11 protein-coding genes are annotated in these 11,943 nt (G+C 69.6%); 10 read left to right on the forward strand and 1 reads right to left on the reverse strand.

Annotated elements, in window-relative coordinates; all coding sequences use genetic code 11:
- Positions 1-38: 38 nt before the first annotated feature.
- From carA to Q1V88_RS13480, 5 genes are read left to right on the forward strand one after another with little or no spacing between them, the layout of a single operon-like run.
- Positions 39-1,169, forward strand: a complete 1,131-nt coding sequence (carA, locus tag Q1V88_RS13460; protein ID WP_300681760.1) for a glutamine-hydrolyzing carbamoyl-phosphate synthase small subunit — start codon at positions 39-41, stop codon at positions 1,167-1,169.
- Positions 1,169-4,462 carry a carbamoyl-phosphate synthase large subunit gene (carB, locus tag Q1V88_RS13465; RefSeq protein ID WP_300681762.1) on the forward strand — a complete coding sequence of 1,098 codons (3,294 nt, stop codon included), beginning with the start codon at positions 1,169-1,171 and terminating at the stop codon, positions 4,460-4,462. The genes carA and carB overlap by 1 nt, the downstream gene beginning before the upstream one ends.
- Positions 4,462-5,511 (forward strand): quinone-dependent dihydroorotate dehydrogenase, encoded by a 1,050-nt coding sequence (locus Q1V88_RS13470; protein WP_300681764.1) that lies wholly within the window; start codon positions 4,462-4,464, stop codon positions 5,509-5,511. Before carB ends, Q1V88_RS13470 begins: the two co-directional genes overlap by 1 nt.
- Positions 5,511-6,326, forward strand: a complete 816-nt coding sequence (pyrF, locus tag Q1V88_RS13475; protein WP_300681766.1) for an orotidine-5'-phosphate decarboxylase — start codon at positions 5,511-5,513, stop codon at positions 6,324-6,326. Before Q1V88_RS13470 ends, pyrF begins: the two co-directional genes overlap by 1 nt.
- 26 nt (positions 6,327-6,352) lie before the next feature.
- A complete protein-coding gene (locus Q1V88_RS13480; RefSeq protein WP_300681768.1) occupies positions 6,353-6,709 on the forward strand; it encodes a hypothetical protein in 357 nt (118 codons plus the stop codon).
- 1 nt (position 6,710) lies between these two features.
- On the opposite strand, the gene Q1V88_RS13485 is transcribed toward Q1V88_RS13480, so the two are convergent.
- Positions 6,711-8,159: a collagen-binding domain-containing protein gene (locus tag Q1V88_RS13485; protein WP_300681769.1), complete on the reverse strand. Its 1,449-nt coding sequence runs from the start codon at positions 8,157-8,159 to the stop codon at positions 6,711-6,713.
- Between the two features lie 174 nt (positions 8,160-8,333).
- Here Q1V88_RS13485 and mihF point away from each other — a divergent pair, with 174 nt between their 5' ends.
- The 5 genes from mihF to metK all read left to right on the forward strand — a co-directional run.
- On the forward strand, positions 8,334-8,654 hold the full coding sequence (gene mihF / locus Q1V88_RS13490) for an integration host factor, actinobacterial type (RefSeq protein WP_300681770.1): 321 nt from the start codon (positions 8,334-8,336) through the stop codon (positions 8,652-8,654).
- Positions 8,647-9,234 (forward strand): guanylate kinase, encoded by a 588-nt coding sequence (gene gmk / locus Q1V88_RS13495; protein WP_300681771.1) that lies wholly within the window; start codon positions 8,647-8,649, stop codon positions 9,232-9,234. Before mihF ends, gmk begins: the two co-directional genes overlap by 8 nt.
- 4 nt (positions 9,235-9,238) lie before the next feature.
- Positions 9,239-9,571 carry a DNA-directed RNA polymerase subunit omega gene (gene rpoZ, locus Q1V88_RS13500; RefSeq protein ID WP_300681773.1) on the forward strand — a complete coding sequence of 111 codons (333 nt, stop codon included), beginning with the start codon at positions 9,239-9,241 and terminating at the stop codon, positions 9,569-9,571.
- Between the two features lie 40 nt (positions 9,572-9,611).
- On the forward strand, positions 9,612-10,853 hold the full coding sequence (gene coaBC / locus Q1V88_RS13505; protein ID WP_300681775.1) for a bifunctional phosphopantothenoylcysteine decarboxylase/phosphopantothenate--cysteine ligase CoaBC: 1,242 nt from the start codon (positions 9,612-9,614) through the stop codon (positions 10,851-10,853).
- Positions 10,854-10,858: 5 nt separating this feature from the next.
- A partial coding sequence (gene metK, locus Q1V88_RS13510) for a methionine adenosyltransferase (protein ID WP_300681777.1) occupies positions 10,859-11,943 on the forward strand: 1,085 nt, incomplete at its 3' end.

Genomic DNA, 11,943 nt, shown 5'->3' on the forward strand with positions numbered 1-11,943 from the left:
TAAGAGGCCGTCCAGAGAGGCGGAGAAGGAGGTACGGCGTGGCCTTGCGCGCCCCCGCGTTGCTCGTCCTGGAGGACGGACGCACGTTCCATGGTGAAGCCTTTGGTGCCGAAGGGGAGACCTTCGGCGAGGCGGTGTTCTCGACCGGCATGACCGGCTACCAGGAGACACTCACCGACCCGTCCTATCACCGTCAGGTCGTCGTGATGACGGCCCCGCACGTCGGCAACACCGGCGTCAACGACGAGGACCCCGAGTCGAAGCAGATCTGGGTCGCGGGCTACGTCGTCCGTGATCCCGCCCGCGTCCCGTCGAACTGGCGTAGCCAGCGCAGCCTGGACCAGGAGCTGTCGGCGCAGGGCGTCGTCGGGATCAGCGGCGTCGACACCCGCGCACTCACCCGTCACCTCCGTGACGTCGGCGCGATGCGCGTCGGCATCTCGACCACCGACCTCGACCCGGCCTCGCTGCTGGCGAAGGTCAAGGCCAGCTCCGAGATGAGCGGTGCCAACCTCTCCGAGGCGGTCTCCACCACCGAGGCCTACGTCGTCCCGGCCCAGGGGAGCAAGCGGTTCACGGTCGCGGCCCTCGACCTCGGGATCAAGGAGATGACCCCCGAGCGGATGGCCGAGCGCGGCATCGAGGTGCACGTGCTCCCGGCCGACTCCACCCTCGCCGACGTCCAGGCGGTCAACCCCGACGGCCTGTTCTTCTCCAACGGCCCGGGCGACCCGGCCGCCACCACCGCCCAGGTCGAGCTGCTCCAGGCAGCCTTGCAGGCCGGTCTGCCGTACTTCGGCATCTGCTTCGGCAACCAGCTGTTCGGTCGCGCCCTCGGGTTCGGCACCTACAAGCTCAAGTACGGCCACCGCGGCATCAACCAGCCGGTGATGGACCTGACCACCCGCAAGGTGGAGGTCACCGCCCACAACCACGGCTTCGCGGTGGACGCACCGATCGGGGAGAAGGTCACCACGCCGTACGGCGTCGCCTCGGTCTCCCACGTCAACCTCAACGACAACTGTGTCGAGGGTCTGGAGCTGCACGACGCGGCGACCGGGAAGCTGACCGGCTTCTCGGTCCAGTACCACCCCGAGGCCGCGGCGGGCCCGCACGACGCCGCCTACCTCTTCGACCGGTTCGTCTCGCTCCTGGAGGGTGGTCTCTGATGCCCAAGCGCACCGACATCACGTCCGTTCTCGTGATCGGCTCCGGCCCGATCGTGATCGGCCAGGCCTGTGAGTTCGACTACTCCGGCACCCAGGCCTGCCGGGTGCTCAAGGAGGAGGGCCTGCGGGTCATCCTGGTCAACTCCAACCCGGCCACGATCATGACCGACCCGGAGTTCGCCGACGCCACCTACGTCGAGCCGATCACCCCCGAGTTCGTCGAGAAGGTGATCGCCAAAGAGCGTCCCGACGCGATCCTGCCGACCCTGGGCGGCCAGACCGCCCTCAACACCGCGACCGCGCTCTACGAGAACGGTGTGCTGGAGAAGTACAACGTCGAGATGATCGGCGCCTCCTTCGAGGCTATCAACCGCGGTGAGAACCGCGAGATCTTCAACGACATCGTCCGCAAGGTCGGTGGCGAGGTCGCCCGCTCCCACATCTGTCACACGATGGACGAGGTGGAGAAGGCCGTCGAGGACCTCGGCTTCCCCGCTGTCGTGCGTCCGTCCTTCACGATGGGTGGGCTCGGCTCGGGCATCGCCTACGACCTCGACGACCTGCACCGCATCGCCGGTGCTGGCCTGTCGGCCTCGCCGACCACCGAGGTCCTGATCGAGGAGTCCATCCTCGGCTGGAAGGAGTACGAGCTGGAGGTGATGCGCGACAAGAACGACAACGTCGTGATCATCTGCTCCATCGAGAACTTCGACCCGGTCGGCGTCCACACCGGCGACTCGATCACCGTCGCCCCGGCGATGACGCTGACCGACCGCGAGTACCAGCACCTGCGTGACCTCGCCATCGGCGTGATCCGTGAGGTTGGCGTCGACACCGGCGGCTGCAACATCCAGTACGCCGTCAACCCGGCCAACGGCCGCGTGATCGTGATCGAGATGAACCCCCGGGTGTCCCGCTCCAGCGCACTGGCCTCGAAGGCGACCGGCTACCCGATCGCGAAGATCGCGGCCAAGGTCGCCGTCGGCTACACCCTCGACGAGATCGAGAACGACATCACCTCGGGCCCGGCGGGCTCCACGGCGGCCTCCTTCGAGCCGACCCTGGACTACGTCGTGGTCAAGGTGCCGCGGTTCGCGTTCGAGAAGTTCCCGACCGCCGACTCGACCCTGACCACCCACATGAAGTCGGTGGGCGAGGCGATGGCGATCGGGCGCAACTTCACCGAGGCGCTGAACAAGGCGCTGCGCTCGATCGAGAACAAGGGCGCGCCGTTCACCTGGGTCGGCGACCCCGGTGACAAGGACGCGATCCTGGCCGACGTCCAGCGGCCGCACGACGGCCGGATCCAGAAGCTGATGCTGGCCATCCGTGCCGGTGCCACGCCGGAGGAGATCTTCGACGCCACCAAGATCGACCCGTGGTACGTCGACCAGCTCTTCTTGATCAACGAGGTCGCCGAGGCCGTCGCCGGTGCCGGTGAGCTCGACGCCGCTACCTTGCGCCTGGCCAAGCGGCACGGCTTCTCCGACGCCCAGATCGCCGGCATCCGGGGCCTGGACGAGAGCGCCGTACGCACGCTGCGCTACGAGCTCGGCATCCGCCCGGTGTACAAGACGGTCGACACCTGCGCCGCCGAGTTCGCCGCGAACACGCCGTACTACTACTCCTCCTACGACGAGGAGACCGAGGTCGTCCCGCGTGAGCGCGAGGCCGTCATCATCCTCGGCTCGGGTCCGAACCGGATCGGTCAGGGCATCGAGTTCGACTACTCCTGCGTGCACGCCTCGCAGGAGCTGTCCAAGGCCGGCTACGACACCATCATGGTGAACTGCAACCCGGAGACGGTCTCGACCGACTACGACACCTCCGACCGGCTCTACTTCGAGCCGCTCACCCTGGAGGACGTGCTCGAGATCGTCGAGGCCGAGCGGGCCGCCGGCCCGATCGCCGGTGTGATCGCCACCCTCGGCGGCCAGACGCCGCTGGGCCTGGCCCAGCGCCTCGCCGACGCCGGTGTGCCGATCGTGGGCACCAGCCCTGAGGCGATCGACCTGGCCGAGGAGCGTGGCGCCTTCGGTCGCATCCTCGACGAGGCCGGCCTGATCTCCCCGAAGCACGGCACCGCTGTGTCGTTCGAGGAGGCGCGCGAGATCGCCCACGAGATCGGCTACCCGGTCCTGGTCCGGCCGTCGTACGTCCTGGGTGGACGTGGCATGCAGATCGTCTACTCCGACGACACGCTCGCCACCTACCTGGAGGCGGCCACCGAGCTGATCAGCGACGCCCGTCCGGTCCTGATCGACCGCTTCATCGACGACGCGGTCGAGATCGACGTCGACGCCCTGTACGACGGCACCGAGCTGTTCCTCGGCGGCGTGATGGAGCACATCGAGGAGGCCGGCATCCACTCCGGTGACTCCTCGTGCGCGCTGCCTCCGATCACCCTGGGCCGTAGCGAGATCGAGCGGATCCGCACCGCCACCGAGGCGATCGCCAAGGGTGTCGGCGTACGTGGCCTGATCAACATCCAGTTCGCCCTGGGTGCTGACGTGCTCTACGTGATCGAGGCCAACCCGCGTGCCTCCCGCACGGTCCCGTTCGTCTCCAAGGCGACCGGCACCTCGCTGGCCAAGGCCGCCTCCCGGGTGATGCTCGGCACCACGATCGCCGAGCTGCGCGCCGAGGGTCTGCTCCCGGCGACCGGTGACGGCGGGCTGCTTCCCGCCGACGCGCCGATCGCGGTCAAGGAGGCGGTGCTGCCGTTCAACCGGTTCCGCACCAAGGAGGGTCAGTTCGTCGACACCGTCCTGGGCCCGGAGATGAAGTCCACCGGTGAGGTGATGGGCTTCGACGCCGACTTCGGCACCGCGTTCGCCAAGGCGCAGGCAGGCTCCTTCGGCCCGCTGCCCACCTCGGGCAAGGTCTTCATCTCGATCGCCAACCGGGACAAGCGCACGATGATCTTCCCGGCTCGGGTGCTGGCCGACTACGGCTTCGAGCTGCTGGCCACCGAGGGCACCGCCGAGGTGCTGCGCCGCAACGGGATCACCTCGACGGTGGTGCGCAAGCACTCCGAGGGCGAAGGCCCGGCGGGGGAGAAGACGATCGTGGACATGATCCGCGACGGCGAGGTCGACCTGATCGTCAACACGCCCAACGGCTCGGCCACCGGCGCCCGGCACGACGGCTACGAGATCCGCTCCGCGGCGGTGCTCACCGGCACCCCGTGCATCACCACGGTGCAGGGGGCCGCAGCCGCGGTCCAGGGCATCGCGGCGCTGCGCAACGGTGACATCGGGGTCCGCTCCCTGCAGGAGTGGGCGGCACGCTGATGGGTCGCTCCTACCGAGTCCTCTTCGACCACTACCTCGTCAATCAGGACCCGGAGGAGGCCCACCACGCCGCCTTCGGGGCGATCAGGGCGGCGGGCCCGGCACTGAGCCGGGTCCCCGTCCCGGGCACGCCGGTCGAGGCGATGGGGATCACGTTCCCCAACCGCCTCGGCCTGGCCGCCGGCTTCGACAAGAACGGCGTCGGCATCGACGCCCTGGGCGGCCTCGGCTTCGGTCACGTCGAGATCGGCACCGTCACCGGTCACGCCCAGCCCGGCAACCCCACCCCACGGCTCTTCCGGCTGACGTCGGACCGTGCCGTGGTCAACCGGATGGGCTTCAACAACGACGGTGCCGCCGCGGTCGCCGCCCGGCTGCAGACCCGTGCCGAGGCCCGGCGGGGGAGTCGTCGCGGCCCGGTGCTCGGGATCAACATCGGCAAGACCAAGGTCGTGCCCGAGGACGACCAGGTCGCCGTCGAGGCCGACTACGGACTCTCGGCCCGCCTGCTGGCGCCGTACGCCGACTACCTGGTGGTCAACGTCAGCTCCCCGAACACCCCCGGCCTGCGCACGCTGCAGGCAGTGGAGAAGCTCGAGCCGCTGCTCGCTCACGTCCGTCGCACGGCCGACGAGGCGACGGCAGGTCAGGGCCGCCGGGTGCCGCTGCTGGTCAAGATTGCTCCCGACCTGGCCGACGAGGACGTCCGTGACGTCGCCGACCTGGCGCTCTCGCAGCACCTGGACGGCATCATCGCCACCAACACCACGATCAGTCGTGACGGGCTGCGCTCGCACCCGCAGCAGATCGCCGAGGTCGGCGCGGGCGGCCTCTCGGGCCGGCCGCTGCGTGAGCGGAGCCTGGAGGTGCTGCGCCTGCTCAAGGCGAGGGTCGGTGACGACCTGACCCTGATCGGGGTCGGCGGGGTCACCTCCGTCGCCGATGCGCAGGAGCGGATCGACGCCGGTGCCACTCTGGTCCAGGGCTACACCGCCTTCATCTACGAGGGGCCGCTGTGGGCCCGCCGCATCGCGAAGGGGATCCACTGATGGCTGCACCGTTCGGAGCCCGTCTCGCCGAGGCGGTGGCGGCCCGGGGTCCGCTGTGTGCCGGGATCGACCCGCACGCGGGCCTGCTGGCCGAGTGGGGCCTGCCCGACACCGTCGACGGCCTGGAGCGCTTCGCGCTGACCGCCGTTGAGGGACTGGCGCCGCACGTCAGCGTGATCAAGCCGCAGAGCGCCTTCTACGAGCGGTTCGGCTCCCGCGGCGTCGCCGTGCTGGAGCGGGTCATCGCCGACTCGCGTGCGGCCGGGGCGCTGGTGCTCCTCGACATCAAGCGGGGCGACATCGGCTCCACCTCCCAGGCGTACGCCGATGCCTACCTGGACCCGGCCTCGCCGCTGGCCTCGGACGCGATCACGGTCTCGCCCTACCTCGGGTTCGGCTCCCTCGACCCGTTCGTGGACACGGCCCGCCGGTTCGACGCCGGGCTCTTCGTGCTCGGGCTGACCTCGAACAAGGAGGGCCCCGAGGTGCAGCGCGCCACCACCGACACCGGTGAGTCGGTCGCTGCCCGGATGTTCGACCATCTGCGCGGCCTCAACGCGGACGCCGACCCGATCGGCTCCTTCGGCGCCGTCGTCGGCGCGACGCTGGGGGATGCGGGGGAGTCCCTGGACTTCAACGGCCCGATCCTGGCCCCCGGCTTCGGGGAGCAGGGCGGCACGGTGGCCGACATCAAGCGGATCTTCGCCGGCCTGATGGTGCTGCCGAGCTCGAGTCGGGGCCTGCTGCGTCAGGGCCCGTCGGTCGCTGCCCTCGCTGCGGCTGCGCAGCGGACGAACGCGGAGCTCTCGTCCTGAAGCGGGCGCTGGTCGCCGCGGGACTCGTGGTCCTGCCCCTGATCGCCGCCGGCTGTGGCGGCGATCAGGTGTCGGCGTACTGCGGCGAGGTGAAGGCCCGCCAGCAGCACCTCAGCGAGCTCGTGGCGGCTGGGAAGAAGGACGCCCTGCTCCAGGCGCTGCCGGACTTCCAGGCCCTGGCTGCGAAGGCGCCCAGCGACATCCAGGACTCCTGGTCGACCCTGATCGGTGCCCTGGAGGACCTGAAGAGGGCGACCTCGTCCGGAGACAAGGCCGCCCTCTCGAAGGCCGCGACGGCGTTGGCGGGCGAAGGGCCCACCACCGCGCTGGCCGACATCCAGCAGCAGGTCAGGGACGTGTGTCACACGCCCCTGACCGTCTGAGTCAGTTCGTCCGACGACGCGCTGCGAGCACCAGCGCCGCACCGGCGGCGAGCAGGGCCACGGCGATCCCGAGGATCCTGACGCTGACCGAGGAGCCGGTCTCGGCCAGGGCACCGGTGGCACCGTCGTCGTCACGCTCGTCACCGGCGTTGCCGACGCCCGCGCTCGAGGAGGTGGTGGCCGAGGCCGTCGCCGAGGTCGAGGCCGAGGTGCTGGCCGAGACGCTGGCGGTCGAGGTGGTCGTCGTCGCGGTCGGAGCGGCGGTCGTGGTGGTGCCGGTCGGCGCGGCCGAGGTGGTGGTCACCGTGGTGGCGCAGTTGATCACGCTCTTGAAGCCGTAGTGGTGGATCTCACCGTTGCCGTTGGCGATCAGCGAGCCTGCGTAGATGGTGCCCTCGGCCGGGCTGCCCTGGGTCAGGGTCAGGTCGACGTCGGGAGCGAAGATCGAGCCGCTGATCTTCTTGCCGGTCACGCTGACGTCGGTGCCCGTGGTGAGACCGCTGAGGTCGATCAGGGTGTACGGCGCGATGGTGTTCGGGGTCGCGGCGTTCGTGTTGGCGACGGCCTTGAACTCCGGCATGTCGATCGTGGTGCCGTTGGTGATGCCGGTCGGCCTGATGATCAGCGCGGTGGTCGAGCTCAGCGTGCCGCCGACCAGGTTGATCGCGTAGTTGCTGCTGAAGTACGGCGAGGTGGCCGGCAGCTCGAGGATGTTGGTCTTGCCGGACTCGATGTCGATGTCGAGGTCGGCAGCGCTGCCCGAGGGGGTGGCGCTCACGGTCACGACGTGCACGGTCGAGCTCTCGGTGGCGCTGACGGAGCCGAGGCAGGAGGTCGCAGCAGCGGCGGTCACCGATCGCTGGCTCACGTAGGTGGTGAAGCCGGTGGGGGAGAGCACGTCGGACTCCGGCGCCGCGGGGGCGGCAGGGAGGGCGTGGTTCTCGTCGTAGAGGCCCTGCTGGGTGCCCGAGGGCCCGGCAGCGATCCAGGTGCCGGTGCCTCGGTCGCTGACGGTCAGACCGGTCAGCTTGGCGATCTTGATGTACCCCTTCTGGTCGGTGGTCACCCAGCCGCGCGAGGAGACGTCGTTCTGGCCGTTGCTGCCCGGCACGAACGTGCCACCGATCAGCAGACGGGTCGGGTCGGAGTCGATCACGGGCAGGTCGTAGCCGGTCGGGGTCAGGCCGCTGGAGTGGATGATCGGGTAGCCGCCCTTGGCGGTGAAGTTGCCGCCGACCGCCACGGAGCCCTCGATCTCGGCGTTGGCGAGGTAGGCGTCGCCGGTGGTCATCACGGTGAAGTCGCCGTTGACGGCCATCGGGTCGAGTCCGGAGCCACTGGCAGCACCGGCAGCACCGGGCATCAGGGCCAGCGCCGTCGTGATCGCGGCGACCGCTCCCGCCCCCGTCCAGACGAGTGGTGATCGGGTGGACCGGGACGCGGATGTCATGTGCTGCTCCTCTGCAATGACCGCGCGCAGACGCGCGCGTATATGACACTCCGTATCTTAACTTTTCATGAACGCGGATACCGTATTTTCGGTACGACCCCCGCGATTGATCACACCCGGCCGACTGGCTACATTGACGCGGACCCCTCCCCGCCGTCTGAGAAGAAGGAATCCGTGGCCCTGCCCCCGCTCACCCCTGAACAACGTCAGGCCGCCCTGGACAAGGCCGCGGCCTCCCGCCGGGAGCGGGCCGAGGTGAAGAACCGCCTCAAGAACTCCGGCGCCTCCATCATCGAGGTGATCGAGGCTGGCCAGGTCAACGAGGTCATCGGCAAGATGAAGGTCGTCGACCTGCTCCAGGCCATGCCCGGCGTGGGCAAGGTCCGCGCCAAGGCGCTGATGGAACGCCTCGAGATCGCCGAGAGCCGCCGCGTGCGCGGCCTGGGCGTCAACCAGATCGCCGCCCTGAGCCGGGAGTTCGGTTCCCGTGACTGAGCCGACCGCCGCCAACCGCCTCGTCGTCCTGGCCGGGCCGACCGCGGTCGGCAAGGGCACCGTCGCGACCGCCGTGCGGGAGAGCTACCCCGACGTCTGGTTCTCCGTCTCGGCCACCACCCGGGCCCCGCGCCCCGGCGAGGTCGACGGCGTGCACTACTGGTTCGTCAGTGACGACGAGTTCGACCGGATGATCGCCGACGACGAGCTGCTGGAATGGGCGACCGTGCACAAGGTCGCCCGCTACGGCACGCCCCGCAAGCCGGTCGAGGCGGCGCTGGCCGCCGGTCGCCCGGCGCTGCTGGAGATCGACCTCCAGGGCGCGCGCCAGGTCCGGGTCTCGATGCCCGAGGCCCGCCTGGTCTTCCTCGCCCCGCCGTCGTGGGACGAGCTCGTCCGCCGACTGGTCGGGCGTGGCACCGAGACCGAGGAGGAGCGCGAGCGCCGGCTGGAGACCGCCCGCCACGAGCTGGCCGCCGAGGCCGAGTTCGACGTCACCATCGTCAACCGCGAAGTTCACGAAGCCGCGCGAGAGTTGGTAGCCTTGATGGGTCCGACTTCAAACGATAGTGAGGCTTGAGCACGTGGCTGCCCCCGAGATCGACGCCCAGGGCGTGACCAACCCTTCGATCGATGACCTGCTGAGCAAGACCGACAGCAAGTACCGTCTGGTCCTCTACGGTGCCCAGCGCGCCCGCCAGATCAACGCCTACTACTCCCAGCTCGGCGAGGGCCTGCTGGAGTACGTCGGCCCGCTGGTCGAGACCCACGTCCAGGAGAAGCCCCTCTCGATCGCGCTGCGCGAGATCAACGAGGACCTGCTGACCTGCGAGGAGATCGACCCCGCCGAGATCGCAGCCGCCGAGGCGGCCGCTGCCGCGGCCGACGTCGCCGACCCGTTCGCCGCAGCTGAGTGAGCCTGCGCTGACCAGTAACTCCGACTCTTCGGCCGCGCCCTTGGCGCGGCCGAAGGTCGTTCTGGGTGTCTGCGGTGGGATCGCTGCCTACAAGGCGGCCGATCTGCTCCGGAAGCTGACCGAGTCCGGCCACGACGTCACCGTCGTGCCGACCCGTGAGGCGCTGCGCTTCGTCGGCGCTCCCACCTGGGAGGCGCTGTCGGGCAAGCAGGTCTCGACCGAGGTGTTCGACAACATCACCGAGGTCCCGCACGTGCGGATCGGCCAGGAGGCCGACCTGGTCGTGATCGCCCCGGCGACCGCGAACACACTGGCCAAGGCCGCCCAGGGGCTCGCCGACGACCTGCTCGGCAACGTCCTGCTGACCGCCCGCTGCCCGGTCGTCTTCGCCCCGGCGATGCACACCGAGATGTGGGAGCACCCCGCCACCGTCGCCAACGTCGCCACGCTCCGCGAGCGCGGTGCCCTGGTGATCGAGCCCGCCGAGGGTCGCCTCACCGGGGTCGACACCGGCAAGGGCCGCCTGCCCGAGCCGGTGGAGATCCTCGAGGTCTGCCGCGAGGTGCTTGCGCGCGGGATCGGCGTACGGGACCTGGAGGGCCGCCATGTGGTGGTCAGCGCCGGCGGCACCCGGGAGTACCTCGACCCGGTGCGCTTCCTCGGCAACCGCTCCAGCGGGCTGCAGGGCTACGCCCTGGCTCGTGCTGCGGCCGCCCGCGGCGCCTCGGTGACCCTGATCGCGGCCAACGTGGCACTGCCCGACCCCGCCGGTGTGAAGGTGGTCACGGTCGAGTCGACGGCTCAGCTGCGTGACGAGGTCGTCGCCGCCGCTGCGGGCGCCGACGCCGTCGTGATGGCCGCCGCTCCGGCCGACTTCCGGCCGACCAGCTTCAGCGACGCCAAGATCAAGAAGGCCGGCGACGGATCGGCCCCGACGATCGAGCTGGAGCAGAACCCCGACATCCTCGCCACGATCAGTGCCGAGCGCCAGCGGCCCGGGCAGGTGATCGTCGGGTTCGCTGCCGAGACCGGCGACGCCACCGGCTCGGTGCTCGACCTGGCTCGGGCCAAGCTCGCCCGCAAGGGCTGTGACCTGCTAGTCGTCAACGACGTCAGCGGGGGCAAGGTCTTCGGCTCTGCGGAGAACGAAGCGATCATCCTCGGTGCGGACGGCTCAGCCACCGAGGTTCCGACCGGCGCGAAGTCGGTTTTGAGCAACGTCATTTGGGATCAAGTGACTCGACTATTCTCGTCAGTGCCTACTGACGATTCTCAGGAGTAAGAAACGTGACTGGACGCCTGTTCACCTCCGAGTCTGTGACCGAGGGACACCCGGACAAGATCGCCGACCAGATCAGCGACACCGTCCTCGACTACCTGCTCGAGCACGACCCGGCCAGCCGGGTCGCCGTCGAGACCCTGCTCACCACCGGCCTCGTGGTCGTGGCCGGCGAGGTCACCACCGACGCCTACGCCCCGGTCGCCCAGCTGGTGCGCCAGAAGGTGCTCGAGATCGGCTACGACTCCTCCGACAAGGGCTTCGACGGCAACTCCTGCGGTGTGCAGGTCGCCATCGGCTCGCAGTCCGCCGACATCGCTCAGGGTGTCGACACCGCCGAGGAGGAGCGCGTCGAGGGGTCGGCCGACGAGCTCGACAAGCAGGGCGCGGGCGACCAGGGCCTGATGTTCGGCTACGCCTGCGACGACACCCCCGAGCTCTTCCCGCTGCCGATCAAGATGGCCCAGACGCTCGCCGAGCGCCTCACCGAGGTGCGCAAGAACGGCACGCTGGCCTACCTGCGTCCCGACGGCAAGACCCAGGTCACCATCGAGTACGACGACGAGAACCGCGCCGTCCGGGTCGACACCGTGGTGCTGTCCACGCAGCACTCCGAGGACGTCACCCAGGAGCAGCTCGCCGCCGACATCAAGAAGCACGTCATCGAGCCGGTGCTGGAGCAGTTCAAGACCAGCGTCCCGTTCGACGGCTACAAGCTCTACATCAACCCCACCGGTCGCTTCGTCGTCGGTGGCCCGATGGGTGACGCCGGCCTGACCGGTCGCAAGATCATCGTCGACACCTACGGCGGCATGGCCCGTCACGGTGGTGGAGCCTTCTCCGGCAAGGACCCGTCGAAGGTCGACCGCTCGGCCGCCTACGCGATGCGCTGGGTCGCCAAGAACATCGTCGCCGCGGGTCTGGCCCGCCGCGCCGAGGTTCAGGTCGCCTCCGCGATCGGCAAGGCCCAGCCCGTCGGCGTCTTCGTCGAGACCTTCGGCACCGAGACCGTCGCGGTGGAGAAGATCCAGGCTGCCGTGCTCTCGGTCTTCGACCTGCGTCCGGCCGCGATCATCCGCGACCTGGACCTGTT

Source organism: Nocardioides sp. (assembly GCF_030150155.1).
GTDB lineage: Bacteria > Actinomycetota > Actinomycetes > Propionibacteriales > Nocardioidaceae > Nocardioides.